Source organism: Pseudomonas sp. KBS0707, from assembly GCF_005937945.2.
Classification (GTDB): domain Bacteria; phylum Pseudomonadota; class Gammaproteobacteria; order Pseudomonadales; family Pseudomonadaceae; genus Aquipseudomonas; species Aquipseudomonas amygdali.
Genome location: NZ_CP041754.1, coordinates 143,837 through 168,304, shown reverse-complemented (window position 1 = coordinate 168,304; position 24,468 = coordinate 143,837). Strand labels below are relative to the sequence as shown.

The 24,468-nt window shown below is 59.1% G+C and carries 26 protein-coding genes; 17 read left to right on the top strand and 9 right to left on the bottom strand.

Annotated features, from left to right (window positions below; translation table 11 throughout):
* Positions 1–334: 334 nt before the first annotated feature.
* Entirely contained in the window at positions 335–1,828 is a 1,494-nt protein-coding gene (locus tag FFH21_RS00820; protein WP_004666556.1) for an aldehyde dehydrogenase, read from the bottom strand.
* A gap of 239 nt (positions 1,829–2,067) precedes the next feature.
* Here FFH21_RS00820 and FFH21_RS00815 point away from each other — a divergent pair, with 239 nt between their 5' ends.
* A complete protein-coding gene (locus FFH21_RS00815; protein ID WP_004666557.1) occupies positions 2,068–2,436 on the top strand; it encodes a cupin domain-containing protein in 369 nt (122 codons plus the stop codon).
* A gap of 81 nt (positions 2,437–2,517) precedes the next feature.
* On the opposite strand, the gene rpmG is transcribed toward FFH21_RS00815, so the two are convergent.
* Both rpmG and rpmB read right to left on the bottom strand, forming a co-directional pair.
* Positions 2,518–2,673 carry a 50S ribosomal protein L33 gene (gene rpmG, locus FFH21_RS00810; protein WP_002551515.1) on the bottom strand — a complete coding sequence of 52 codons (156 nt, stop codon included), beginning with the start codon at positions 2,671–2,673 and terminating at the stop codon, positions 2,518–2,520.
* Between the two features lie 11 nt (positions 2,674–2,684).
* Positions 2,685–2,918, bottom strand: a complete 234-nt coding sequence (rpmB, locus tag FFH21_RS00805) for a 50S ribosomal protein L28 (protein ID WP_002551514.1) — start codon at positions 2,916–2,918, stop codon at positions 2,685–2,687.
* Positions 2,919–3,282: 364 nt separating this feature from the next.
* Between rpmB and FFH21_RS00795 the strand changes: the two genes are divergently transcribed.
* Positions 3,283–4,869, top strand: a complete 1,587-nt coding sequence (locus FFH21_RS00795) for an ABC transporter substrate-binding protein (RefSeq protein WP_011167388.1) — start codon at positions 3,283–3,285, stop codon at positions 4,867–4,869.
* 156 nt (positions 4,870–5,025) lie between these two features.
* Here FFH21_RS00795 and radC read toward each other — a convergent pair whose 3' ends face one another.
* On the bottom strand, positions 5,026–5,700 hold the full coding sequence (gene radC / locus FFH21_RS00790; RefSeq protein ID WP_002551512.1) for a DNA repair protein RadC: 675 nt from the start codon (positions 5,698–5,700) through the stop codon (positions 5,026–5,028).
* A gap of 135 nt (positions 5,701–5,835) precedes the next feature.
* On the opposite strand from radC, the gene coaBC reads away from it, so the two are divergent.
* From coaBC to argB, 4 genes are read left to right on the top strand one after another with little or no spacing between them, the layout of a single operon-like run.
* Complete coding sequence (coaBC, locus tag FFH21_RS00785; protein ID WP_004655348.1) at positions 5,836–7,044, top strand: bifunctional phosphopantothenoylcysteine decarboxylase/phosphopantothenate--cysteine ligase CoaBC; 1,209 nt, start codon at positions 5,836–5,838, stop codon at positions 7,042–7,044.
* Between the two features lie 6 nt (positions 7,045–7,050).
* Positions 7,051–7,506: a dUTP diphosphatase gene (gene dut / locus FFH21_RS00780; RefSeq protein ID WP_005731629.1), complete on the top strand. Its 456-nt coding sequence runs from the start codon at positions 7,051–7,053 to the stop codon at positions 7,504–7,506.
* Positions 7,507–7,557: 51 nt separating this feature from the next.
* The gene (locus tag FFH21_RS30815) at positions 7,558–10,143 is read left to right on the top strand and encodes a phosphomannomutase/phosphoglucomutase (RefSeq protein ID WP_041924390.1); all 2,586 of its coding nucleotides are present in this window, start codon (positions 7,558–7,560) and stop codon (positions 10,141–10,143) included.
* A 28-nt stretch (positions 10,144–10,171) separates the two neighbouring features.
* On the top strand, positions 10,172–11,077 hold the full coding sequence (gene argB / locus FFH21_RS00770) for an acetylglutamate kinase (protein WP_002551508.1): 906 nt from the start codon (positions 10,172–10,174) through the stop codon (positions 11,075–11,077).
* Positions 11,078–11,288: 211 nt separating this feature from the next.
* Here the strand turns inward: argB and FFH21_RS00765 are convergent, their stop codons facing one another.
* Positions 11,289–11,921 (bottom strand): hypothetical protein, encoded by a 633-nt coding sequence (locus FFH21_RS00765; RefSeq protein ID WP_004655357.1) that lies wholly within the window; start codon positions 11,919–11,921, stop codon positions 11,289–11,291.
* Positions 11,922–11,931: 10 nt separating this feature from the next.
* Entirely contained in the window at positions 11,932–12,573 is a 642-nt protein-coding gene (gene pyrE / locus FFH21_RS00760; protein ID WP_011167386.1) for an orotate phosphoribosyltransferase, read from the bottom strand.
* Positions 12,574–12,655: 82 nt separating this feature from the next.
* Between pyrE and FFH21_RS00755 the strand changes: the two genes are divergently transcribed.
* Entirely contained in the window at positions 12,656–13,435 is a 780-nt protein-coding gene (locus tag FFH21_RS00755; RefSeq protein WP_002551505.1) for an exodeoxyribonuclease III, read from the top strand.
* A 68-nt stretch (positions 13,436–13,503) separates the two neighbouring features.
* Here FFH21_RS00755 and FFH21_RS00750 read toward each other — a convergent pair whose 3' ends face one another.
* Together FFH21_RS00750 and rph are read right to left on the bottom strand one after the other, a co-directional pair.
* Positions 13,504–13,872, bottom strand: a complete 369-nt coding sequence (locus tag FFH21_RS00750; protein WP_003313990.1) for a DUF4870 domain-containing protein — start codon at positions 13,870–13,872, stop codon at positions 13,504–13,506.
* 20 nt (positions 13,873–13,892) lie between these two features.
* Positions 13,893–14,615, bottom strand: coding sequence for a ribonuclease PH (gene rph, locus FFH21_RS00745; protein ID WP_004655361.1), 723 nt, complete (start codon positions 14,613–14,615; stop codon positions 13,893–13,895).
* Positions 14,616–14,925: 310 nt separating this feature from the next.
* Between rph and FFH21_RS00740 the strand changes: the two genes are divergently transcribed.
* The 6 genes from FFH21_RS00740 to FFH21_RS00715 all read left to right on the top strand — a co-directional run bounded on the left by FFH21_RS00740 (position 14,926) and on the right by FFH21_RS00715 (position 20,221).
* On the top strand, positions 14,926–15,789 hold the full coding sequence (locus tag FFH21_RS00740; RefSeq protein WP_002551502.1) for a YicC/YloC family endoribonuclease: 864 nt from the start codon (positions 14,926–14,928) through the stop codon (positions 15,787–15,789).
* 13 nt (positions 15,790–15,802) lie between these two features.
* Complete coding sequence (gene gmk, locus FFH21_RS00735) at positions 15,803–16,447, top strand: guanylate kinase (RefSeq protein ID WP_002551501.1); 645 nt, start codon at positions 15,803–15,805, stop codon at positions 16,445–16,447.
* A 147-nt stretch (positions 16,448–16,594) separates the two neighbouring features.
* Entirely contained in the window at positions 16,595–16,858 is a 264-nt protein-coding gene (rpoZ, locus tag FFH21_RS00730; RefSeq protein ID WP_002551500.1) for a DNA-directed RNA polymerase subunit omega, read from the top strand.
* 60 nt (positions 16,859–16,918) lie between these two features.
* Positions 16,919–19,024: a bifunctional GTP diphosphokinase/guanosine-3',5'-bis pyrophosphate 3'-pyrophosphohydrolase gene (gene spoT / locus FFH21_RS00725; protein ID WP_004655368.1), complete on the top strand. Its 2,106-nt coding sequence runs from the start codon at positions 16,919–16,921 to the stop codon at positions 19,022–19,024.
* A 24-nt stretch (positions 19,025–19,048) separates the two neighbouring features.
* The gene (locus FFH21_RS00720; RefSeq protein WP_004655371.1) at positions 19,049–19,429 is read left to right on the top strand and encodes a RidA family protein; all 381 of its coding nucleotides are present in this window, start codon (positions 19,049–19,051) and stop codon (positions 19,427–19,429) included.
* A gap of 54 nt (positions 19,430–19,483) precedes the next feature.
* A complete protein-coding gene (locus FFH21_RS00715; protein ID WP_011167383.1) occupies positions 19,484–20,221 on the top strand; it encodes a hypothetical protein in 738 nt (245 codons plus the stop codon).
* Positions 20,222–20,272: 51 nt separating this feature from the next.
* Here FFH21_RS00715 and FFH21_RS00710 read toward each other — a convergent pair whose 3' ends face one another.
* A complete protein-coding gene (locus FFH21_RS00710; protein ID WP_011167382.1) occupies positions 20,273–21,121 on the bottom strand; it encodes an SDR family oxidoreductase in 849 nt (282 codons plus the stop codon).
* 209 nt (positions 21,122–21,330) lie between these two features.
* Between FFH21_RS00710 and exbB the strand changes: the two genes are divergently transcribed.
* From exbB to FFH21_RS00690, 4 genes are all read left to right on the top strand, one after another.
* Positions 21,331–22,275: a tonB-system energizer ExbB gene (gene exbB / locus FFH21_RS00705; RefSeq protein ID WP_011167381.1), complete on the top strand. Its 945-nt coding sequence runs from the start codon at positions 21,331–21,333 to the stop codon at positions 22,273–22,275.
* Between the two features lie 3 nt (positions 22,276–22,278).
* Positions 22,279–22,704 carry a TonB system transport protein ExbD gene (exbD, locus tag FFH21_RS00700; RefSeq protein WP_004666562.1) on the top strand — a complete coding sequence of 142 codons (426 nt, stop codon included), beginning with the start codon at positions 22,279–22,281 and terminating at the stop codon, positions 22,702–22,704.
* The gene (locus FFH21_RS00695) at positions 22,701–23,447 is read left to right on the top strand and encodes an energy transducer TonB (protein WP_004655381.1); all 747 of its coding nucleotides are present in this window, start codon (positions 22,701–22,703) and stop codon (positions 23,445–23,447) included. Before exbD ends, FFH21_RS00695 begins: the two co-directional genes overlap by 4 nt.
* Positions 23,448–23,539: 92 nt before the next feature.
* Positions 23,540–24,463 (top strand): hydrogen peroxide-inducible genes activator, encoded by a 924-nt coding sequence (locus tag FFH21_RS00690; RefSeq protein ID WP_002551493.1) that lies wholly within the window; start codon positions 23,540–23,542, stop codon positions 24,461–24,463.
* Positions 24,464–24,468: the final 5 nt, after the last annotated feature.

The following is a 24,468-nucleotide window of genomic DNA, read 5'->3' as shown; positions in this document are numbered from 1 at the left end:
TCTGCGTCACAAATCTGCGCCACGCCGCAAACGCAAGCCAGGACACGGAGCGTCGCACGATAGTTAAGGTTATCGTTCCTCACGCTTCAGCGTGGGAATGCCTTGCGTGACGCTCCGCGTCACAAATCTGCGCCACGCCGCAAACGCAAGCCAGGACGCGGAGCGTCGCACGATAGTTAAGGTTATCGTTCCTCACGCTCCAGCGTGGGAATGCCTTGCGTGACGCTCCGCGTCACAAATCTACGCCGCGCCGCAAACGCAAGACCGGACGCCGAACGTCCAGAACGGCGTACCGACGCTGGAGCGTCGGCACGATAGGTGTCGCGCTCCTGACTTACAGCTTGATCCAGGTGGATTTCAGCTCGGTGTATTTGTCGAAGGCATGCAGCGATTTATCACGACCGTTGCCTGACTGCTTGAAGCCACCGAACGGGGCAGTCATATCGCCGCCGTCGTATTGGTTGACCCATACGCTGCCCGCGCGCAGTGCCTTGGCGGTCAGGTGTGCTCTGGAGATATTGGCGGTCCACACGGCAGCAGCCAGGCCATAAGGCGTGTCGTTGGCTATCTGTATCGCCTCTTCGTCGCTGTCGAACGTCAGCACTGAAAGTACCGGGCCGAAGATCTCCTCTTGGGCGATCTTCATGGCGTTGTTCACGCCGTCGAAAATGGTCGGTTCGACGTACGTGCCGCCGGTCTCCTGCAGAATGCGCTTGCCGCCTGCAACCAGTCTGGCACCCTCGGCGTGACCGGCTTCGATGTAAGACAGCACTGTGTTCATCTGCTGGGTGTCGACCAGCGCGCCCACGTTGGTCGCAGGGTCCAGCGGATTGCCGGGCTTCCAGGTGGCCAATGCCTCAAGCACCATCGGCAGGAAGCGTTCCTTGATAGAGCGCTCGACCAGCAGCCGAGAACCGGCAGTGCAGACTTCGCCCTGATTGAAAGCAATTGCGCTGGCGGCTGCTTCGGCGGCGGCCTGCAAATCCGGCGCGTCGGCAAAGACGATATTCGGGCTTTTGCCACCGGCTTCCAGCCAGACGCGTTTCATGTTCGACTCGCCTGCGTAAATCATCAGTTGTTTGGCGATTTTGCTCGAACCGGTAAACACCACGGTATCCACGTCCATATGCAGCGCCAGCGCCTTGCCGACGGTATGACCGTAACCCGGCAATACGTTGAGCACGCCCGCAGGTATGCCTGCCTCGATGGCCAGTTGCGCAATACGAATGGCGGTCAGCGGAGACTTCTCCGACGGCTTCAGGATCACGGAATTGCCGGTGGACAGTGCAGGACCAAGCTTCCAGCAAGCCATCATCAACGGGAAGTTCCACGGCACGATGGCGGCGACGACGCCGACCGGCTCTCGGGTAACCAGGCCCAATTGGTCATGAGGCGTTGCGGCGACCTCGTCATACAGCTTGTCGATGGCTTCGCCGCTCCAGCTCAGGGCTCTGGCAGCACCGGGGATGTCGACACCGAACGAGTCGCCAATCGGTTTGCCCATGTCCAGAGTCTCAAGCAGGGCCAGCTCTTCGGCATTTTGCTTGAGCAGCCCGGCGAAACGGATCATGGTTTCCTTGCGTTTGGCCGGAGCCAGTCGCGACCAGGCACCCGAGTTGAAGGCGCTGCGCGCACTGTCGACAGCGCGTTGCGCGTCAGCGGTGTCGCAACTGGCGACCTTGGCAAGCATCCGGCCATCGACCGGGCTGATGCAATCAAACGTCTCGCCGGAGGAGGCTGCGGTGTATTCACCTTGAATGAAGGCACGGCCTTCGATCTTCAAATGCTGGGCGCGTTGCTCCCAGTCAGCACGAGTCAGGGTGGTCATTTGCATGTCCTCCTCTTGTTGAATGTGGGTGTGTCATGGTTGATTAAAGACACAATCTGAAATTTTTCAGGAAGGCCGTTACCCTAAACCAGCGGCCCGACAAAACCAATATATTTGACATAAATAGCCGCTACGGTGCTTTTATGTTGATTTTATTAAACAGCTCCGCACGCGCGCCGAGGCACTAACGCACAGCACGCACGTCAAACCCTCAACGCATTCAGGACAAGGGGCCCATCATGAGCATCGAAAGCATCGTCGACTTCAGTGAAGCGAGCACCGCCGCCGAGCACTATCGCCCTGCACCGGAAAAGGTCTTTAAGGGCGATCCGGCACAAACCCTCTACAACCACTACAACAGCCCCTGCGGACAGATGAGCGCGGGGGTCTGGAATGGCGAGCCCGGGCAGTGGCAGGTGAATTACTCGGAGCATGAGTATTGCGAGATTGTGCAGGGTGTTTCAGTCCTGCGCGACGAGCAGGGCAACGCGAAAACCCTGCGCGCAGGCGACCGTTTCGTGATTCCAGCCGGCTTCAAGGGCACTTGGGAGGTGCTGGAAACATGCCGCAAGATTTATGTGGTGTTTGAAGCCGCTGCGGATAAATAAGTACTGCTCTTGCAGCTATGCCAGGAGCGCAGACACAAAAAAACCCGCCGAGGCGGGTTTTTTTGTAGCTGACAGAATCAATTACTTGATTTTGCCTTCTTTGTAGATCACGTGCTTGCGTACAACCGGATCGAATTTTTTGATTTCGATTTTATCCGGGGTAGTACGTTTGTTCTTGTCGGTGGTGTAGAAATGGCCTGTACCAGCGCTCGACACCAAACGGATCAATTCACGCATGATTCTCTCCCTTAAATTTTGCCGTCGCGACGCAGTTCAGCGAGCACAACTTCAATGCCACGCTTGTCGATGATACGCATGCCTTTAGCAGATACGCGCAGACGAACAAAACGCTTCTCGCCTTCAACCCAGAAGCGGTGATGCTGCAGGTTTGGCAGGAAACGACGACGGGTTTTGTTGTTTGCGTGGGAAATGTTATTCCCAGTCACCGGACCCTTACCGGTAACTTGACATACTCTCGACATGCCTCAGCCCTCTAAAACCACATGCCCAACCCGGCATGGGTTGGCCGCTTAATCTCTCAGTCATTTGGCGCCAGGCGCCGCGTTTCTTTAAGGGTCTTACCGGCTACACCTACAGTGAAGGAACCGGGCCCCTAGAAAAGAGCGCTGTTTTATACCAGAAACCCTTGGACGCAACAACAGGCAAAGCACTTTGACCCGAATGAATCCGCTCTGCGCGGCGGTATGCTCAAGCAATGCGGGGGCACAGGCAAATCGACCGCTCGTCGCGCCGAGACGATTGTTCTACGCCAGTACATGGTCTAGGGTTAGTCCCTCACCAGACTGCGCCGGCAGATGGGGCCCTTTCTGAACAGGAAATAACGCCATGCGCCTAGCTGCACTCCCTTTTTTGCTTGTTCCGTTGCTGCTTCCGATTGCCGCCCAGGCGTCGAGCCTTGTGGTCTGTACCGAAGCCAGTCCCGAAGGCTTCGACGTTGTGCAGTACAACTCCCTGACCACCACCAACGCATCGGCCGACGTGCTGATGAACCGTCTGGTGGACTTCGATGCCCAGAGCGGCAAGCTGGTACCGAGCCTGGCAGAAAGCTGGACCGTATCCAAAGACGGCCTGACTTACGACTTCAAGCTGCGCTCCGGAGTGAAATTTCATACCACAGACTATTTCAAGCCGAGCCGCGAGCTGAGCGCCGATGACGTGCTGTTCAGCTTCCAGCGCATGCTCGACCCGCAGAACCCGTGGCACAAGATTGCCCAGAGCGGCTTCCCGCATGCGCAATCCATGCAGTTGCCCGCGCTGATCAAGAGCATCGAAGCGCCTGACGCGCACTCCGTCCGCTTTACACTCAATCGGGCGGACTCGACCTTCCTGGCCACGCTGAGCATGGGTTTTGCGTCGATCTACTCGGCCGAATATACCGCGCAACTCCTGAAAGCCGGCACGCCGGAAAAACTCAACAGCCAGCCGATCGGCACCGGGCCGTTCGTGTTCAAGCGCTTCCAGAAAGATGCCGTGGTGCGTTATGAGGCGTTCAAGGATTACTTCGCCGGCAAGTCTGATGTCGACACCTTGGTGTATGCCATCACAGCGGACGCCAATGTGCGCCTGCAGAAAGTCCGTCAGAACGAGTGCCAGATAGCGCTTTCGCCAAAGCCTCTGGATATTCAGGCGGCCAGCGAGGATGACTCGCTCAAGGTCGAGAAGACTGAAGCATTCATGACCGCGTTTGTCGCGATCAACAGTCAGCACCCACCATTCGACAAGCCTGAAGTTCGTCAGGCCATCAACCTGGCGTTCGACAAGGCCAATTACCTGAAGGCCGTGTTCGAAGGTACCGCCGAGGCGGCCAATGGCCCTTATCCGCCCAACACCTGGAGCTACGCCAAAGACCTGCCCGGCTATCATCACGATGTCGCCAAGGCCAAGACTTTGCTGGCCAAAGCCGGTCTGAAGGATGGTTTCAAGACCACTATCTGGACCCGGCCTTCCGGCAGCCTGCTGAACCCGAATCCGAGTCTGGGCGCTCAACTGCTGCAGTCTGACTTGAAACAGATAGGTATTGATGCCGAGATCAAGATCATTGAATGGGGCGAGCTGATTCGACGCGCCAAGGCCGGTGAACATGACCTGCTGTTCATGGGCTGGGCGGGCGACAACGGCGACCCGGATAACTTCCTGACGCCGCAGTTTTCCTGCGCTGCCGTGCAGTCAGGCACCAACTTTGCCCGCTATTGCGACAAGACGCTGGACAAGCTCATCACCGACGGTAAGTCCGTCAGCGATCAGGGCGAACGCAGCAAGCTGTACCATTCGGCGCAACAACAGATCCAACAGCAGGCACTGTGGATACCCCTCGCCCACCCGACCGCAGCAGCCTTGGTACGCAAGGACGTCACGGGTTATCAGGTCAGCCCGTTTGGCAGGCAGGATTTCTACAAGGTGCAGGTCAAGTAAATCGCCAGACCTAGGCCCGTCTGCGTAACTGGCGTGCCAATGCCCTGCATTGGCACGCCCCACCACAAGACCGGACGCAGAGCGTCCAGAACGGCATTACCACGCAGAGAGCGGGAACGATAAGCCGAATCCCGCCCTATCGTTCCCGCGTGAGCGCTACATCAACCCGCGCTCGACCATCGACAGTGGCTCGCCGTCGCCCACGATCACGTGGTCCAGCACATGAACATCCACCAGCATCAGTGCTTCCTTGAGGCGCTTGGTCAGGTCTATGTCGGAACGGCTGGGCGTGGTGATGCCGGAAGGATGGTTGTGGCAGAGGATCAGGCTGGCGGCGTTGTGAGCCATCGCTCGCTTCACCACCTGGCGCGGATGCACATAGGAGGCGTTGATCGTCCCGCGAAACAGTATCTCGAAGGTCATGACCCGGTGTTTGTTGTCCAGAAACAGGCAGGCGAAAACTTCATGCTGTTCATGTCTGAGCTGAGCCTTCAGGTAGTTGCGCACCTGAGTGGGGTTTTCCAGCGCTGAGTCACGGCGCAAGGACTCGGCCATGTGCCGGCGCGCCATCTCCATGACAGCCTGCAACTGAGCAAATTTGGCAGGCCCCAGCCCGAGTTGGGAGGTAAACGTGGACAGGTCAGCATCCAGTAACGATCTGAGCCCGTCGAATTGATTCAGAAGATGACGGGCAAGGTCTACGGCGCTTTTTCCGGCCACCCCAGTGCGTAAAAAGATAGCCAGCAACTCGGCGTCGGAAAGGCTCCCCGCTCCCAACTCCAACAAGCGTTCCCGCGGGCGTTCGGCCGCGGGCCAACTGCGAATACTCATAGCACCTCCATGTGATTGGGCACCGCTGTTGCGGTGCAGTCGCTGTGCTATCTTAGCCCATCTTTTTTGCGCGACGGCCTGGCCTGGGGAGGCGTCATGGGCGTCGCGTATTCACTCGACCAAAAAGGCAGGTCTATGCAGCGGCTGTATCGAAAACGCATCGTTCTTGGCGTCGGCGGCGGCATCGCGGCCTACAAGAGCGCCGAGCTGGTCCGCCGCCTGCGCGATCAGGGCGCTGAAGTGCGTGTCGTCATGACCAAAGGCGGAGCAGAGTTCATTACGCCGCTGACCATGCAGGCCCTGTCCGGGCACCCTGTGCACCTGGACCTTCTCGACCCGGCCGCAGAGGCCGCGATGGGCCATATCGAACTGGCCAAATGGGCCGACCTGATCCTGATCGCTCCGGCCACCGCCGACCTGATCGCGCGCCTGGCGCAAGGCATCGCCAACGACTTGCTGACCACCATCGTGCTGGCAACCGATGCCACCGTCGCCATCGCACCGGCGATGAATCAGGCAATGTGGCGTGACGCCTCAGTGCAAGCCAATACCCGGCAGCTTGAAGAGCGTGACTTTCGTGTGTTTGGGCCAGCGTCCGGCAGTCAGGCCTGCGGCGATGTCGGCTTCGGTCGCATGCTGGAGGCCGACGATCTGACCCAGTGCGCAGCGGACTGTTTCCAGCGCCTGAGCCTGACCGGCAAGCATGTGCTGATCACCGCTGGCCCGACCCAGGAAAACATCGATCCGGTGCGTTACATCACCAACCACAGCTCCGGAAAAATGGGCTTTGCCCTGGCCGAAGCGGCTGTGGAAGCCGGTGCGCGCGTCACGCTGATCACCGGGCCAGTCAATCTGCCGACGCCGGATCGCGTCTCGCGCATCGACGTGGTCAGCGCCCGCGACATGCTGGCGGCGTGCGAGGCTGCCATCCCCTGTGACCTGTTCGTCGCCTCGGCAGCGGTGGCTGACTACCGTCCGGAAGTTGTCGCCCCGCACAAATTGAAGAAAGATCCCTCAAACGGTGACGGCTTGCTGCTGCAGATGGTCCGCAATCCGGATATTCTGGCGACCATCGCAACCCGCCCGGATCGCCCTTTCAGCGTCGGCTTCGCCGCCGAGACCGAACACCTGCTCGACTATGCTGCCCGCAAGCTCAAGGACAAGAACCTGGACCTGATTGTCGCCAACGATGTCGCCAACCCCAGCATCGGCTTCAACAGTGAAGAGAACGCTTGCAGCGTGATTGACCGGGCGTTGCACGCAACGCTTTTTGCCCAGACCAGCAAGGCCAAGATTGCCCGCCAGCTGATCACTTTTATCGCCGACCGCATGAATCAGGTTTAACTACGAATGCACGCTCTACAAGCCAAGATCCTCGACCCTCGCATTGGCAACGAATTTCCACTCCCGGCCTACGCCACTGTTGGCTCGGCAGGCCTGGACCTGCGTGCCATGCTCAAGGAGGATACCGTCCTCGAGCCCGGCCAGACCCTGCTGATCCCTACCGGCCTGTCGATTTACATCGGCGATCCGGGCCTTGCCGCGTTGATCCTGCCGCGCTCCGGCCTGGGTCACAAACATGGCATCGTGCTGGGTAACCTGGTGGGTCTGATCGACTCCGATTATCAGGGAGAATTGATGGTGTCGTGCTGGAACCGTGGCCAGACTGCATTCAACATCGCGGTGGGCGAGCGTATTGCGCAACTGGTGCTGGTGCCTGTGGTGCAGGCGCACTTCGAGCTGGTTGAAGCATTCGACGAAAGTCAGCGTGGCGCAGGCGGCTTCGGCCACTCCGGCAGCCATTAATCGTCATTCGGCAAATAATCCGGGTTTGGAAAAAGGCTCAGGGAGAGGTCGGTGAAAGGCAGTCAGCACAGCGCTCCAAAACATGCTATTGCGGCCGATAACTCTCCCCCTGCAGCGGGCCTGAAAGGGCTTGCTCCAGGCCTTGTGCCTGCGACAATCGGCCTGATAATCGCCGCGGCGCTGGTCTGGGTTGCGCTGATATCCAGCCCCCAGCAGCAGGATCAGCTTGTTCAGGCATGGGGCGGCAGTCAGGCGGCAGCCATTGGCCTGGCGCTGCGGCAGATCAATGCCGACACTCAATCGGCCGCCTCCGGCGCAACACTTGTACAGACGCTTCAGAGCAATGATGCCTACGCATTGCTGGCAGCACAGGATCGCTTCACTCGCTGGGACGGCCTGGCAGGCGCGCGGCTTTACCCCAAAGGCCTGGCTGACGTCGATACGCAGGGCGCGTTGCCGGTAAGTTTTGCCACGCTGGATATGCTCAACAAGGCTGCACAAGGCGAGGTCGTCGCCCCGGAGGCTCGCAAGGTGGGCGAGCGCTGGTTGATCTACAGTGCTGCGCCGGTACGTGCCGCGCCAACTCAGCCGGTGGTGGGCACATTGCTGCTGGCCTTTGACCTGCAGCGCTTGCTCAATGCCTTGCCGGCACTGCCTGCCGAGGCCGGGCAGGTGGTGCTCAGCCAGCAGTTTGGCAACGGACCTGCACAGGTTTTCCTGCAGCGCGGTCAGGCCGACGGCGGCAAACAGCAGGTGTTCGATACCGGCTATTCAGGCTGGAAACTCGAATTCACGCCCGGCCCCGGCCTGAAAACTTCGCCTTCCGTCGTACTTTTGCTGCTGGCGCTGGTTATCGCTGCAGCGGGCGTGCTGCTTGGCTTGCATCGCAGCGAGAGAGCTCTGCAACGGCGTATTTGCGCCGACGCACGACAACTGGATCAGTTGCTCCAAGAACTCTCACGCGGAAAAGCCGTCAAACCCTTCGGTTTGAGCCTCCCGGCCCTGAGTGGTCTGGCGCAGGCCCTTGCTCGTGTCTCGCTTCGCAGTCAACCCCAGGCAGTGCCTGCGTTGGTTGCAGGTGAGCAGCGCGATGCAGATATTGTCAAAGGCAGTGCTCCGTCCACAGTGGCTGCATCACGCACCGACTGGACCGATCCACTGTTTCAAGATACCGATATCCTTGATATCGACCTTCTCGATGAAAACCAGGACTTCCTGAGATCGGAGCATCCCCTCGCTATGAACAGCCCAGCATCCGTGGCACCCAACCTTCCCGAGACTATTTTCCGCGCCTACGACATCCGTGGCGTGGTCGGGGACACTCTCAACGCTGAAACGGCTTACTGGATCGGCCGCGCCATCGGCTCCGAAAGCCTGGCGCAGAACGAACCCAACGTCAGCGTCGGTCGCGATGGTCGCCTTTCCGGCCCGGAACTGGTGCAGCAACTGATTCAAGGCCTGCACGACAGCGGCTGCCATGTCAGCGATGTGGGCCTGGTGCCGACGCCTGCACTGTATTACGCCGCTAACGTGCTGGCAGGCAAGACCGGTGTGATGCTGACCGGCAGCCACAACCCCAAGGACTACAACGGCTTCAAGATCGTCATCGCCGGCGACACCCTCGCCAACGAGCAGATCCAGGCGCTGCACGAGCGTATCAAGACCAACAACCTGACTTCGCAGAAAGGCAGCATCACTAAAGTCGACATCCTCGATCGCTACTTCAAGCAGATCAAGGACGACATCGTCATGGCCCGCAAGCTGAAGGTCGTGGTCGACTGCGGCAACGGCGCGGCAGGCGTGATCGCCCCGCAGCTGATCGAAGCGCTGGGTTGTGAAGTGATCTCGCTGTTCGCGGAAGTGGACGGCAACTTCCCCAACCACCACCCGGACCCGGGCAAGCTGGAAAACCTGCAGGATCTGATCGCCAAGGTCAAGGAAACCGGTGCCGATCTGGGCCTGGCGTTCGACGGTGACGGCGACCGTGTCGGTGTCGTGACCAACAAGGGTAATGTGGTTTACCCGGATCGCCTGTTGATGCTGTTCGCGCTGGACGTGCTCAAGCGCAACCCGGGTGCCGACATCATTTTCGACGTCAAATGCACACGTCGCCTGACTCCGCTGATCAGCGAACATGGCGGTCGTCCGGTGATGTGGAAAACCGGCCACTCGCTGATCAAGAAAGAAATGAAAAAGAGTGGCGCGCTGCTCGCAGGTGAAATGAGCGGCCACATCTTCTTCAAGGAGCGCTGGTTCGGTTTTGACGACGGCATCTACAGTGCGGCACGTCTGCTGGAGATCCTCAGCCAGGAGTCAGCCAATGCCGAAGACCTGTTCGAAACCTTCCCGAACGATATTTCGACGCCTGAAATCAACGTCAAGGTGACGGATGTCACCAAGTTCAGCATCATCAAGGCCCTTGAAACCGACGCGCAGTGGGGCGACGCCAAACTGACCACCATCGACGGTGTCCGCGTGGACTATCCGAAGGGTTGGGGTCTGGTCCGTGCGTCCAATACCACGCCGGTACTGGTGCTGCGTTTCGAGGCCGAAACCGAGGCTGAGTTGCAGCGCATCAAGGACGTGTTCCACGCTGAGCTGAAAAAAGTTGCACCGGATCTCGACCTGCCATTTTGATTGTTTTTCCTTTTGACTGGAGCCCTGAATGACCCTCGAACGTGATGCCGCCTCTAATGTAGCCAAGGTCCTTTCCGAAGCGCTGCCTTACATTCGCCGCTTTGTCGGCAAGACGCTGGTTATCAAGTACGGCGGCAACGCCATGGAGAGCGAAGAGCTGAAAACCGGCTTTGCGCGCGACATCGTGTTGATGAAAGCGGTGGGTATCAACCCGGTGGTGGTTCACGGCGGCGGGCCGCAGATCGGTGATCTGCTCAAGCGCCTGTCCATCGAGAGCCACTTCATCGATGGCATGCGCGTGACCGATGCGCAGACTATGGATGTGGTGGAGATGGTGCTGGGTGGCCAGGTCAACAAGGACATCGTCAACCTGATCAACCGTCACGGCGGCAGCGCGATCGGCCTGACCGGCAAGGACGCTGAGCTGATTCGTGCGAAGAAACTCACCGTCACGCGCCAGACGCCGGAAATGACCAAGCCCGAAATCATCGACATCGGTCAGGTCGGTGAAGTGGTCGGGGTCAACACCGGGCTGCTCAACATGCTGGTCAAAGGGGATTTCATTCCGGTCATAGCGCCTATCGGCGTGGGCCCGGACGGCGAGTCGTACAACATCAACGCCGACCTGGTCGCAGGCAAGGTTGCCGAAGCCCTCAAGGCCGAGAAGCTGATTCTGCTGACCAACATCGCCGGCCTGATGAACAAGCAGGGCGAAGTCCTGACTGGGCTGACCACCGAGCAGGTCGACGGCCTGATCGCCGACGGCACGATCTACGGCGGCATGCTGCCGAAGATCCGTTGCGCGCTGGAAGCGGTTCAGGGTGGGGTCAATAGCTCGCACATCATCGATGGACGAGTGCCCAATGCGGTCCTGCTGGAAATCTTCACCGACAGCGGTGTCGGCACCCAGATCACCAACCGCAAGCGGCATTGATTCAGGCGTAACACCCAAAGGCCCCGTGAGCTGACGCTGACGGGGCCTTTTTGTTGGCTGATGATGATCGCTGATTATCGTTCCCACGCTGGAGCGTGAGGAACGACAGGTGTCTGGCTTCGACCCCTTTCGCGAACAAGTTCGCTCCTACGGCCTTCGGCCAGAATCAAAAACAGGCGTGGGCATGCGCTTCTGGACGCTCTGCGTCCGGTCATTGAGTCAGCCGCTGTACGCGCAGGCGATCTTCGGCGAAACCGGCTTCGGCTTTCACCCGTGCGGCCTGATACCCGGCGATATCGGTTTGCAGCTTCTGCTGCTGATCGCGCAAGTCATTCAACTGATCGACCAGCCCCTGCTGAACAGGACGCCCCGCACGCTCCAGGTCGGCTGCCTGGCCTTGCAGATTGCGCTGCTGAGCCGCCAGCCCCTGAATATTGCCCTGAGCAACGCCAATCAGCGCATCCAGCTCGGCCAGTTTACGGACCTTGACGCGGTCCACCTCATCGACACTGCTGTAAAGGCTTAACAGCTGTGCATCCGCAGCGGCCTGGCGCTTGTCTGCTTCGGACTGGCGAATCTGCTCGGCAGTCGGCGCGGGCGGTACGACCTGTATCACCCGGCCACGACCATTGAGCACTTCATAGCCTTTGGCAACGTAGTCGGGCGGCACGCCTTGCGTATCGATCACGGTCACGCCACGGCTGTCGACGTAGCGATAAAGTCGAGCTTCAGGCGCATCAGCCGCTTGAGCGAGCAAGGGCGCAAGCATGCCAAGAGCCAGCCAGAACCCCAAAACGCTCAGTACGCCTGAAACCGAAGCCCGCTCCGTGCCGCTGACTGCCATAGGCTCGTCCTCAGATTCCGTATTGCATGCGATAGGCTTCGACGGCAGGCAGATGCTGCTTGAGCTGCGGATCGTCGGCCAGGAACTCAAGCACCTGATTCAGCGACACGATACTCACCACCGGAATTCCGAAGTCACGCTCGACTTCCTGAATCGCCGACAGCTCGCCATTGCCGCGCTCCTGGCGATTGAGGGCAATCAGGACACCTGCCGCAGTCGCGCTCTGGTCCTTGATGATCTGCATAACCTCGCGAATCGCCGTGCCCGCAGTAATGACGTCGTCGATAATCAGCACGTTGCCCGCCAGCGGGGAGCCCACCAGGCTGCCACCTTCGCCGTGCGCTTTGGCTTCCTTGCGGTTGAAACACCACGGCAGATCACGGTCATGATGCTCGGCCAGCGCCACGGCAGTTGCCGAGGCGAGCGGAATACCCTTGTAGGCGGGCCCGAACAGAACGTCGAAGGCAATACCGCTTTCAACCACGGCTGCTGCGTAGAAACGCCCCAGTTGTGCCAGTGCGGAACCGGTGTTGAACAGCCCCGCATTGAAGAAGTACGGGCTGGTGCGCCCGGACTTGAGAGTGAACTCACCGAAGCGCAGAACACCGCGATCGATGGCAAAACGAATGAAATCGCGCTGATACGCTTGCATGGAAAAAGCTCCGGATACCACGGATTTAGCTAATTAGGTAGAGCTCGGGTATCATACACGCACGTGATTTTTGGGGCCATTTATGCGGATCATCAGTGTGAACGTAAATGGCATTCAGGCTGCGGTCGAGCGTGGTTTGCTCAGCTGGCTGCAAGCTCAGAATGCCGACGTCATCTGCTTACAGGACACCCGCGCCTCCACCTTTGAACTGGATGATCCAGCCTTTCAGCTGGACGGTTACTTCCTCTATGCCTGCGAAGCCGAGGTTCCCGCTCAGGGTGGTGTGGCGCTTTATTCGCGGTTGCAACCGAAGGCGGTAATCAGCGGTCTCGGTTTCGAGACAGCCGACCGCTACGGGCGCTACCTGCAAGCAGATTTCGACAAGGTCAGTATCGCTACCCTGCTCTTTCCGTCAGGGATGAATGGCGATGAAGACCTGAATCAGAAATTCAAGCTCATGGACGATTTCGGCAAGTACATGGACAAGCAACGCCGCAAGCGTCGCGAATACATCTATTGCGGATCGCTCTATGTCGCGCAGCAGAAGCTCGACATCAAAAACTGGCGTGACAGCCAGCAGTCTCCTGGCTTCCTGGCGCCTGAACGCGCCTGGATGGACGAGATTGTCGGCACCATGGGCTATGTCGATGCCCTGCGTGAAGTCAGCCGCGAAGGTGATCAGTACAGCTGGTGGCCGGATAACGAACAGGCCGAGATGCTGAATCTGGGCTGGCGCTTCGATTATCAGATACTGACCCCAGGCTTGCGCCGCTTCGTACGCAGCGCTCGCCTGCCGCGTCAGCCGCGCTTCTCGCAGCACGCGCCATTGATCGTGGACTACGACTGGACCCTGACTATCTGATCGTCAGGCGAACAGTGCACACGAAAAAGCCGACTTCAAGTCGGCTTTTTGCGTTGCCCGAAGTGATGCTACTTGATCAGGCGCAAAGTGAACGGATAGCGATAATCGACGCCGTCATTGGCTTTTATCCCGGCAATGATCGCAAGCACTGCGGCTCCGATCCCCACCAGCGTCAGTAATGCAAAGCCGATGATCAGCAGCACCAGCAGCATGCTGACGGTGGCCGCAATGGCGACTGTGATCTGAAAGTTCAGCGCCTCCTTGCCTTGCGCGTCGATAAACGGATCGGAGTCTTTCTTCAACTGCCAGATAATCAGTGGGCCCAGCAGATTGCCGAACGGAAACATCAGTCCGGCAAACGCCGACAAGTGACAGAACATCGCCCACTGGCGAGCGCTTTGGGGCGGTTTGCTGAACGGTTGCAAGCTGTCACTCATTATCGGACCCCTTCTGGATATCAGTCGGCCAACGCGGCGCGCTGCAATTCAAACAGCTCGGTCATGCCTTTCTGCGCCAGGGCGAGCATCGCGTTCAGCTCTTCAGGCTGGAACGGTGCGCCTTCGGCTGTGCCCTGTACTTCAATGAAGCCGCCTGCACTGGTCATGACCACGTTCAGGTCGGTTTCGGCAGCCGAGTCTTCGGGGTAGTCCAGGTCGAGCACTGGCTCACCCTGGTACATGCCGACCGAAACGGCCGCGATCATCTGCTTGAGCGGGTCGCCGCCTTTCAGGCCGCCGCGCTTCTTGATCACCTTCAGCGCATCTGCCAGAGCAACCATTGCGCCGGTGATGGACGCGGTGCGAGTGCCGCCGTCCGCTTGAATGACATCGCAATCGACGTACAGGGTCACGTCGCCCAGCTTGGACATGTCCAGCGCAGCGCGCAGCGAACGACCGATCAGGCGCTGGATTTCGAGTGTACGACCACCCTGCTTGCCGCGACTGGCTTCACGCTGGTTACGCTCGCCGGTCGCGCGCGGCAGCATGCCGTACTCGGCAGTCAGCCAACCCTGGCCCTGCCCCTTGAGGAAGCGTGGTACGCCGTTTTCGACGCTGACGGTGCAGATCACCTTGGTATCACCAAACTCGACCAGTACAGAACCCTCGGCGTGTTTGGTGTAGTTGCGGGTGATGCGGATCGAGCGGAGCTGATCGGCGGCGCGACCACTTGGACGTTTCATCTGGGATACCTGTACTGAGACGGAAAACTGCTGGGCATTATAGAGGTCACAGCTGCCGCTGGGCATCTCTAAAAGCCGCCAATGCCGATTTGCTACGAACAGCAGGCTCTGGATCAATGCTTTCGACGCTCTGGCGTGATCGCAAGGAACGCCTTGCGTCACTTGTAACGCTGCCGGATTGGGAGCCTGCGCCGCACTGCGCTACAATCCTGCGCCTCTGCAGCCAGTCGGCTTTCACAACACCCATGAACGCCGATCCTGTGCACTCATGGGTTGAATCACGCTCCTGAATCGATAAGAGGTACTTCCCATGGTGCACAGCATGACTGCCTTTGCCCGCGTAGAGCGAGCCGGTGCCCAAGGCACACTGAGCTGGGAACTGCGCTCGGTCAATCACCGCTATCTGGAGCCGCACCTGCGCCTGCCTGAGTCATTCCGTGATCTGGAAGGTGCGATTCGCGAAGCGCTACGCCAGGGGCTGTCGCGTGGCAAAGTTGAATGCACACTGCGTTTTGTCGAGGAAACCGCCGGCAAACCGCTGCAAGTGGATCTTGAGCGTGCAGGCCAGTTGATCGCTGCAGCCGAATCGGTTGCCGGCCTGATCAAACAGCCTGCCGCCCTGAATCCCCTGGAAGTTCTGGCATGGCCCGGCGTACTGGTGGCCGACGCCAGCGATCCACAGGTATTGAACACCGAGGCGCTGAAGCTGTTCAATGATGCGCTGACTGAATTGAAGAGCGGGCGCGGACGCGAAGGTGCAGACCTGGCCAGACTGCTTGATGACCGGTTGTCTTCCATCGTCGAGGAGGTTGCCACCCTGCGCACCCTGGTGCCGCAGATGCTGGCAACTCAGCGCCAGAAAGTACTGGATCGCTTTGCCGACATGAAAGCCGAACTGGATCCGCAGCGCCTTGAGCAGGAAATGGTTCTGTTGGCACAGAAAAGCGATGTTGCCGAAGAGCTGGACCGCCTCAGCACACACGTCACCGAGGTCCGTCGCGTGCTCAAGGCTGGCGGTCAGGCAGGCCGGCGCCTTGATTTCCTGATGCAAGAGCTTAACCGTGAAGCGAATACACTGGGCTCCAAGGCCTTTGACCCACGCAGCACGCAGGCTGCCGTCAACCTTAAAGTGTTGATCGAGCAAATGCGCGAGCAAGTGCAGAATATTGAGTAAGGCTGAACCTGACATGACCCATATCACTGGCACCCTGTATATCATTTCCGCCCCGTCCGGCGCGGGCAAGACCAGTCTGGTCAAGGCCCTGATGGACGCCCAGCAAGAGCCTCAGCACGGCGCGCAGGCGAAGATTCGCGTCTCGGTCTCGCACACCACCCGGGCCATGCGCCCCGGCGAAGTGAACGGCGTGAACTACAACTTCGTCGATCGTGCCGAGTTCGTGCGCATGATCGAGCACGGTGACTTTCTTGAGCAGGCCGAAGTCTTCGGCAATCTGTACGGCACCTCGCAGAGCCACCTGCAGCAGACCCTGGACGAAGGCCACGACCTGATTCTGGAAATCGACTGGCAGGGTGCCCGGCAGGTTCGTGCACAAATGCCGCAGGCCCGGTCGATTTTCATTCTGCCGCCTACCCAGCAGGCATTGCGTCAGCGTCTGACCAATCGTGGCCAGGACAGTGACGAGATCATTGAAGCGCGAATGCGTGAGGCGGTCAGCGAAATGAGCCACTACAACGAGTACGAATACGTTGTGGTCAATGACGATTTTGCCGGTGCACTGGAAGACCTCAAGGCAATATTCCGCGCCAATCGCCTGACTCAGCAGCATCAGCAAGAGCAATACAGCGAGCTTTTTCAGGAGTTGCTGGCTTGATCGAGTCGTTTCCAGACATCAGGCAACAGGTTAAAAGCATGCCGTTGGTGGCTTGCCGCTTGATGCCTGGTGCTGTCCGCTTGTAAACTATCGAGTCCGCTCGCCCATCCGGGCATCGCGTATCCGCATTTGCTACGAGGAATACCCATGGCCCGCGTAACCGTTGAAGACTGCCTAGAACACGTGGATAACCGCTTTGAGCTGGTCATGCTCTCTACCAAGCGTGCCCGTCAACTGGCAACCGGCGGCAAAGAACCAAAGCTGGCCTGGGAAAATGACAAGCCTACCGTTATGGCACTGCGTGAAATCGCGGCTGGCCTGATGGATTACGCTGTAATCGCAGAAGCCGAAATCGTTGAAGATGAACCATTGTTCGCAGCGTTCGAGGACGAGTCCAACGAGGCCGTCTAAGCCTATGCCAGGTCGACGTAGTACGGCGCAGGGTAAAAGCCATTGGCAAGGGGTAGCGCCTTGCCGAGCATAGACGCCCTCGCCGAAAGACTGTCGGCCTACCTCGGCAAGGACCAGGTCAACCTGGTGCGCCGAGCGTATTTCTATGCCGAACAAGCCCACGATGGCCAACGCCGTCGCAGTGGTGAAGCCTACGTCACGCATCCTCTTGCGGTGGCGAACATTCTTGCCGACATGCACATGGACCATCAGAGCCTGATGGCTGCGATGCTGCATGACGTCATCGAAGACACCGGGATTGCCAAGGAAGCGCTCAGCGCGCAGTTTGGCGAGACTGTCGCGGAACTGGTCGACGGGGTCAGCAAACTGACCCAGATGAACTTCGAGACCAAGGCCGAAGCACAGGCGGAGAACTTCCAGAAAATGGCCATGGCCATGGCGCGCGACATTCGCGTGATCCTGGTCAAACTCGCCGATCGCCTGCACAACATGCGCACGCTGGAAGTGCTGTCGGGCGAAAAGCGTCGGCGCATCGCCAAGGAAACCCTCGAAATCTATGCACCCATCGCCAATCGATTGGGTATGCACAGTGTGCGCATCGAATTCGAAGACCTCGGTTTCAAGGCGATGTACCCGATGCGCTCCTCGCGCATCAACCAGGCGGTCAAGCGCGCCAGGGGCAATCGCAAGGAACTGGTCAACAAGATCGAAGAATCCCTCAGTCATTGCCTGGCCGTTGACGGCATCGAAGGCGACGTGAGCGGGCGGCAAAAGCATCTTTATGGCATCTACAAGAAGATGCGCGGCAAGCGTCGCGCCTTCAACGAGATCATGGATGTCTACGCATTCCGCATCATCGTCGACAAGGTCGATACCTGTTATCGCGTACTGGGCGCTGTACATAATTTGTACAAGCCGCTGCCCGGCCGCTTCAAGGACTACATCGCGATCCCCAAGGCCAACGGCTACCAGTCCCTGCATACGACCTTGTTCGGTATGCATGGCGTGCCGATCGAAATCCAGATTCGCACCCGCGAAATGGAAGAGATGGCCAACAACGGCATCGCTGCACACTGGCTGTACAAATCCAGCGACGACGAGCAGCCAAAAGGCACTCATGCCCGTGCCCGGCAGTGGGTCAAGGGTGTGCTGGAAATGCAGCAGCGTGCGGGCAACTCTCTGGAGTTCATTGAAAGCGTCAAGATCGACCTGTTCCCGGACGAAGTCTACGTTTTCACCCCCAAAGGCCGGATCATGGAGCTGCCCAAAGGCTCCACGGCGGTGGATTTCGCCTATGCGGTACACACCGACGTCGGCAACAGCTGCATTGCCTGCCGGATCAACCGCCGCTTGGCACCGCTTTCCGAACCGCTGCAAAGTGGCTCGACGGTCGAGATTGTCAGTGCGCCCGGCGCACGTCCGAACCCGGCATGGCTGAACTTCGTAGTCACCGGCAAGGCGCGTACGCATATTCGTCACGCGCTCAAGCTGCAACGCCGCTCCGAGTCGATCAACCTCGGCGAGCGCCTGCTGAACAAGGTGCTCAACGGCTTTGAATGCAGCCTCGACAAGATCACCCAGGAACGCATTCAACTGGTGCTCAACGAATACCGGGTTGAAGTACTGGAAGACCTGCTCGAAGACATCGGGCTGGGCAATCGCATGGCCTATGTCGTCGCTCGCCGCCTGCTGGGCGAGGGCGAGCAGTTGCCAAGCCCTGAAGGTCCGCTGGCGATTCGTGGTACCGAAGGCCTGGTGCTCAGCTACGCCAAATGCTGCACGCCAATCCCTGGCGACCCTATTGTCGGCCACCTGTCTGCAGGCAAGGGCATGGTTGTGCATCTGGATAACTGTCGCAACATCAGTGAAATCCGTCACAACCCGGAAAAATGCATCCAGTTGTCCTGGGCCAAGGATGTCACCGGCGAATTCAACGTCGAATTGCGTGTCGAACTCGAACATCAGCGCGGCCTGATCGCCCTGCTGGCCAGCAGCGTCAACGCGGCCGACGGCAATATCGAAAAAATCAGCATGGACGAACGCGATGGTCGCATCAGCGTGGTCCAACTGGTGGTCAGCGTGCACGACCGTGTGCATCTGGCTCGTGTGATCAAGAAACTGCGCGCCCTGACCGGTGTCACACGCATCACCCGGATGCGCGCGTAGTCCATCCCATCATCAGGAGTTCTCATGACCAAGACTGTCATCACCAGCGATAAAGCCCCTGCGGCCATCGGCCCGTACTCTCAGGCCATTAAAGCTGGCAATACCGTCTACATGTCCGGACAGATCCCGCTGGACCCGAGCAGCATGGAGCTGGTCGAAGGCATCGAAGCACAGATTACCCAAGTCTTCGAAAACCTGAAGTCTGTTGCCGAAGCGGCGGGCGGATCCTTCAAGGACATCGTCAAACTGAACATCTTTCTGACCGATCTGGGCCACTTCGCCAAGGTCAACGAGATCATGGGTACCTATTTCACCCAGCCTTATCCGGCTCGCGCAGCCATCGGCGTTGCGGCATTGCCGCGCGGCGCTCAGGTTGAAATGGACGCGATTCTCGTCATCGAATAATCCCCCGACGGAGCGTGCCTTGCGCTCCGTTCTCCCTGAAGGAAGGAATCCGTTATGCGCTCCGCGCTCGCCATCTCGCTGCTCGCCGTCATTCTGGGCGGCTGCGCCAGCCACGCCGACCGCAATCCGGACGGCACCTGGATCAACCAGACCGCCATCGACGCCGCCGTCAAACAAGGCAACCTGCGTCAGGCACTGCTCGCCAACAGCCCCAATCTGGAGTGGAAAATCAACTCCAAAGCCAATCAGGCCATCTATTCCAACGGTTTCGAGCTGGGTGAAGGCAAGATTGTCAGCGCCGCTGAAGGCAAGCTGCACATCGACTTCTACGGCAACTTCTTCGAAGACCTGAGCGTGAAAGGTGATGAGCTGGTTCAAGCTGCCAGCGAGTCAGGTCCTGAGCAGCATTTCCAGAAGCCCGAGAACCCTGCACCGGAAGGCGCTCAGCCTGGCACCAGTTTCGAGAAAGCCTTGTATGGTGCCTACATGGGCGGCAAATGGACCATCGTAGAAGGCGACGGCCAAGGCAGCACCGTGCAATTCATGCCTGACGGCAGTGTGCAGGGGCTTCCCGAAAACGATCGCTACGCACTATGCCTGGCGGGCGATTGCGCAGCCATGAGCGGCGAATACGACAGCATGTGGCTGGAGAAAGCCGAAAAAGGCAACCCGTGGATCTTTGCTCGCAAAGGCAAGCAGCTGGAGATATTCCAGGCTATGAACAATGCCGGTGCTGACCAGATGCCCGAGCTGCGTCCAGGCCCACGTCGCTGGTTGCTCGAACAGCAGTAAGCAACTCAAGCCTCGGGAGCGCCCTTCAAGGCGCTCCTGACTGCGACGTTTCTACCCCAACAAAGCCGCATAGCCAGCCCGATAATCCGGGTACATTGGCGTCCATCCCAGTGCGCGCGCCCTGGCATTGCTGCAACGCTTGCTGCCCACGCGCTGCACGCTGACCTCCTCCGACCATTCGGTCACCCCCAGATATTCACGTATCCACGCCACCACATCGGCCAGCGCGGCCGGATCGTCGTCAACGCCCAGATAGCAACTCTCCAGTGCCACACCTCGTTGATCCGCCTGCAGCAGATGCTCCAGCAAACTGGCGGCATCGTCGGCATGAATGCGATTGGCATAGACCGGCGGATCAATTCTGACACTGTGCCCCTGACGCACACGGTTCGACAGGTCACTGCGTCCGGGTCCGTAGATACCGGTCAGCCTCACCGCCGTGGCTGGCAGTCCGCTGTTCAGCGCGAGCTGCTCGGCTTCCAGCATCACAGTACCGGTGTAGTTGGCCGGTTCGGTGATGGAGTCTTCATCAACCCACTCCCCGTTCTGCTGACCGTACACACCGCTGCTTGAGACAAAGATCAACCGCTTTGGACGCTGCCCGGTCTGCTCAAGCCAACTCAATACATTGCGCAAGCCCTCGACATAGGCCATCCGGTAACCCGCCTCGTCACGTTTCGAAGGAGTTGCGCAATACACCACATAGTCCAGTGCCGCAGCGGGCCACAGGGCAGGCTTGCGGGTATCGAACAAATCGCCCGCCACACCGTGAACACCGGCAGGCAGCTCGGAAACAGTGCGCCGTAGCCCATGCACGGTCCAGCCGTGAGGCAGCAGGCGGGTAGCGAGTCGCGAACCGATGTCGCCACAGCCGGCGATTAGAAGCGAAGGGGCAGTCATTCGGTATCTCCATAACAGGTGGTGTCAGCGCCGTACAAAATGATCATCGGCAGGCGAAATTTCGGGCGAATATGTAAAAAAGATACTGTATTACTTTTGTTAACAAGAACGATTTGCAATAATGGCAGCCCATTTGTTCCCTGTGAGCGTCGAAAGCACTGAACGACGCACTGGAACCATCCCCTATTTTTCTCTCAGGTCCGGCCAGCATGACACGCATTCAATCAATCGCTTCGCCTACCCGGATGCCTCGCCTGCCTCGTGCATGGCGCGGTGTCGCAGCCCTCGTCTTGAGCCTGATGTTCGTACCTATGGCCCTTGCAGATCAATCGGCACCGACTGCAGCCTCTGCCGCACCTGCGGCGACAGCTCCTGTCGTGCCTGATGCCGCTGCCCCGGTGCAGGCCATGGAGCCTGCAGCCGAAGACAACAGCCTGGGCATGGCCCATGACCTGTCGCCATGGGGCATGTACCAGAACGCCGAAGTCGTGGTCAAAGCGGTCATGATCGGTCTGGCCATCGCATCGATCATTACGTGGACCATCTGGATCTCCAAGGGTTTCGAACTGCTGGGTGCCAAGCGCCGGTTGCGTGGTGAAATCGTCAACCTGAAAAAAGCCCGCTCCCTGAACGAAGCGAGCTCGACCGCCAGCAAGGAAGGCACCCTCGCCCACCTGCTGGTGCATGACGCTCTTGAAGAGATGCGCCTGTCGGCCAACAGCCGTGAGCGCGAAGGGATCAAGGAGCGTGTCAGCTTCCGCCTTGAGCGCCTGGTCGCAGCCTGCGGCCGCAACATGAGCATGGGAACCGGCGTACTGGCGACCATCGGCTCTACCGCACCGTTCGTGGGTTTGTTCGGTACGGTATGGGGCATCATGAACAGCTTCATCGGCATCGCCAAGACCCAGACCACCAACCTCGCTGTCGTGGCACCGGGTATCGCCGAGGCCCTGCTGGCCACGGCACTGGGTCTGGTTGCCGCAATTCCTGCGGTAGTGATCTACAACGTGTTCGCCCGCTCCATCGCCGGTTACAAGGCTCAGGTTTCAGATGCTTCGGCCCACGTTCTGCTGCTGGTCAGCCGCGACCTGGATCATCTGCCAGAACCGACCGAGCGCAATCAACAACAACCGCACATGGTCAAGGTGGGCTAACACGTGGGCCTGCATCTTAACGAAGGCGGCGATGATCTCGCCGAGAACCATGAAATCAACGTGACGCCGTTCATCGACGTCATGCTGGTGCTGCTGATCATCTTCATGGTGGCTGCACCGTTGGCGACCGTGGACATCAAGGTCGACCTGCCGGCATCCACTGCCACGCCACAGCCCAGGCCCGAGAAGCCGATCTTCCTCAGCGTCAAGACCGACAAGAGCCTGTATCTGGGTGAAGAGAAGGTTGCCCGCGAGCAGATCGGTCAGGTGCTGGACGCCCGGACCAAAGGCAAGAAGGACACCACGATCTTCTTCCAGGCCGACAAGGGCGTGGATTACGGCGATCTGATGGAAGTCATGAACACGCTTCGGGGTGCGGGTTACCTCAAGGTTGGTCTGGTGGGTCTTCAGACGGCTGGTAAGAAATGATCAGTACGCGCCAAAAACTGACGCGCTATAGCGGTAGTCTGTTGTTGGTGCTGGCCGTGCACGCTATCGCGATTATCATCGCCGTTCGCTGGCCCGCCTCTCAGGCGATTGAGCTACCGCCAGCGGCCATGATGGTCGAGCTTGCGCCTCTGCCTGAGCCCGCACCGCCGCCACCACCAAAAGTCGTTCAGCCACCTCCGCCGCCAGCCCCTGAAGAACCAGAGCCCATGCCGGAAGTCGCGCAAGCGCCGAAGCCGGAAATCGTGGTGCCCAAAAAGGTTGAAAAGCCCAAGCCAAAACCGCAGCCGCCAAAGCCGCAGAAGAAGCCTGAGCCACCTCAGGAAAAACCTGCTGACGAAAAACCGGTCGACACGCCGCCTACGACTGCCAAACCGGAAAAAGCAGCTGCTCCGAAGCCCGCTCCTGCGCCTGCGCCGCCCAGCAATGCGCTGCCAAGCTGGCAGGGTGACCTGTTAAGTCATCTGAGCAAGTACAAGAAGTATCCCGAGGATGCGCGTCGTCGTGGCATGCAGGGTGTTGCACGCCTGCGCTTCGTTGTCGATGCTGACGGCAACGTGCTGTCTTACTCGATTGCCAACAGTTCAGGCAGCCCGGCGCTGGATCGAGCGACCATGGAAATGATCCGTCGCGCTCAGCCACTGCCCAAGCCGCCCAAGGAAATCCTCAACAACGGCACCATTGAAATCCTCGCACCGTTCGTTTATTCACTGGATAAACGCTGAATTGTACTTTTGTTACTTGTGAGTGCTTCTGATAACGTGCGTCTATCGATCGCACCCGCTATGCTGGGGTCGCAACTTCATGGACGCACGTTATGACTCTTACAGAATTACGCTACATCGTCACGCTTGCCCAAGAGCAGCACTTTGGCCATGCGGCTGAGCGCTGCCACGTCAGCCAGCCAACGCTGTCGGTGGGCGTCAAGAAACTAGAAGACGAACTCGGTGTGCTCATTTTCGAGCGCAGCAAGAGCGCCGTGCGCCTGACACCGGTCGGTGAAGGCATCGTTGCGCAAGCGCAGAAAGTGCTGGAGCAGGCTCAAGGTATTCGTGAGCTGGCCCAGGCAGGCAAGAATCAGCTGACCGCGCCGCTGAAAGTCGGCGCTATTTATACCGTCGGCCCTTACCTGTTCCCTCACCTGATTCCACAACTGCACCGGGTTGCGCCGCAGATGCCGTTGTACATCGAAGAAAACTTCACGCATGTGCTGCGCGACAAGCTGCGCAACGGTGAGCTGGATGCCGTCATCATTGCCTTGCCGTTCAATGAAGCCGACGTGCTGACCCTGCCACTTTACGACGAGCCGTTCTCCGTCCTGATGCCGGCCGATCACCCATGGACTCAGAAAGAGACCATCGACGCCTCGGCACTCAACGACAAGAGCCTGTTACTGCTGGGCGAAGGTCACTGCTTCCGTGATCAGGTTCTGGAAGCCTGCCCTACCCTGGGCAAAGGCAATGAAGGCGCCAAGCACACGACAGTAGAATCCAGCTCGCTGGAAACCATTCGGCACATGGTCGCTTCCGGGCTGGGTATTTCGATCCTGCCGCTTTCGGCCGTTGACAGCCACCACTACGCGCCCGGCGTGATCGAAGTCCGCCCGCTGACGCCGCCTGTGCCTTTCCGCACGGTCGCCATCGCCTGGCGCGCAAGCTTCCCGAGACCCAAAGCCATCGAAATTCTCGCTGACTCTGCTCGCCTGTGCTCGGTGGCACGTCCGAAAACAGTCGCAAGTTAGGCAGA

What these genes read in the sequence shown, in the direction of transcription:
- FFH21_RS00820 (WP_004666556.1), bottom strand. Translation starts at nt 1,828, where the DNA reads ATGACCACCCTGACTCGTGCTGACTGGGAGCAACGCGCCCAGCATTTG.
- FFH21_RS00815 (WP_004666557.1), top strand. Translation starts at nt 2,068, where the DNA reads ATGAGCATCGAAAGCATCGTCGACTTCAGTGAAGCGAGCACCGCCGCC.
- rpmG (WP_002551515.1), bottom strand. Translation starts at nt 2,673, where the DNA reads ATGCGTGAATTGATCCGTTTGGTGTCGAGCGCTGGTACAGGCCATTTC.
- rpmB (WP_002551514.1), bottom strand. Translation starts at nt 2,918, where the DNA reads ATGTCGAGAGTATGTCAAGTTACCGGTAAGGGTCCGGTGACTGGGAAT.
- FFH21_RS00795 (WP_011167388.1), top strand. Translation starts at nt 3,283, where the DNA reads ATGCGCCTAGCTGCACTCCCTTTTTTGCTTGTTCCGTTGCTGCTTCCG.
- radC (WP_002551512.1), bottom strand. Translation starts at nt 5,700, where the DNA reads ATGAGTATTCGCAGTTGGCCCGCGGCCGAACGCCCGCGGGAACGCTTG.
- coaBC (WP_004655348.1), top strand. Translation starts at nt 5,836, where the DNA reads ATGCAGCGGCTGTATCGAAAACGCATCGTTCTTGGCGTCGGCGGCGGC.
- dut (WP_005731629.1), top strand. Translation starts at nt 7,051, where the DNA reads ATGCACGCTCTACAAGCCAAGATCCTCGACCCTCGCATTGGCAACGAA.
- argB (WP_002551508.1), top strand. Translation starts at nt 10,172, where the DNA reads ATGACCCTCGAACGTGATGCCGCCTCTAATGTAGCCAAGGTCCTTTCC.
- FFH21_RS00765 (WP_004655357.1), bottom strand. Translation starts at nt 11,921, where the DNA reads ATGGCAGTCAGCGGCACGGAGCGGGCTTCGGTTTCAGGCGTACTGAGC.
- pyrE (WP_011167386.1), bottom strand. Translation starts at nt 12,573, where the DNA reads ATGCAAGCGTATCAGCGCGATTTCATTCGTTTTGCCATCGATCGCGGT.
- FFH21_RS00755 (WP_002551505.1), top strand. Translation starts at nt 12,656, where the DNA reads ATGCGGATCATCAGTGTGAACGTAAATGGCATTCAGGCTGCGGTCGAG.
- FFH21_RS00750 (WP_003313990.1), bottom strand. Translation starts at nt 13,872, where the DNA reads ATGAGTGACAGCTTGCAACCGTTCAGCAAACCGCCCCAAAGCGCTCGC.
- rph (WP_004655361.1), bottom strand. Translation starts at nt 14,615, where the DNA reads ATGAAACGTCCAAGTGGTCGCGCCGCCGATCAGCTCCGCTCGATCCGC.
- FFH21_RS00740 (WP_002551502.1), top strand. Translation starts at nt 14,926, where the DNA reads ATGGTGCACAGCATGACTGCCTTTGCCCGCGTAGAGCGAGCCGGTGCC.
- gmk (WP_002551501.1), top strand. Translation starts at nt 15,803, where the DNA reads ATGACCCATATCACTGGCACCCTGTATATCATTTCCGCCCCGTCCGGC.
- rpoZ (WP_002551500.1), top strand. Translation starts at nt 16,595, where the DNA reads ATGGCCCGCGTAACCGTTGAAGACTGCCTAGAACACGTGGATAACCGC.
- FFH21_RS00720 (WP_004655371.1), top strand. Translation starts at nt 19,049, where the DNA reads ATGACCAAGACTGTCATCACCAGCGATAAAGCCCCTGCGGCCATCGGC.
- FFH21_RS00715 (WP_011167383.1), top strand. Translation starts at nt 19,484, where the DNA reads ATGCGCTCCGCGCTCGCCATCTCGCTGCTCGCCGTCATTCTGGGCGGC.
- FFH21_RS00710 (WP_011167382.1), bottom strand. Translation starts at nt 21,121, where the DNA reads ATGACTGCCCCTTCGCTTCTAATCGCCGGCTGTGGCGACATCGGTTCG.
- exbB (WP_011167381.1), top strand. Translation starts at nt 21,331, where the DNA reads ATGACACGCATTCAATCAATCGCTTCGCCTACCCGGATGCCTCGCCTG.
- FFH21_RS00695 (WP_004655381.1), top strand. Translation starts at nt 22,701, where the DNA reads ATGATCAGTACGCGCCAAAAACTGACGCGCTATAGCGGTAGTCTGTTG.
- FFH21_RS00690 (WP_002551493.1), top strand. Translation starts at nt 23,540, where the DNA reads ATGACTCTTACAGAATTACGCTACATCGTCACGCTTGCCCAAGAGCAG.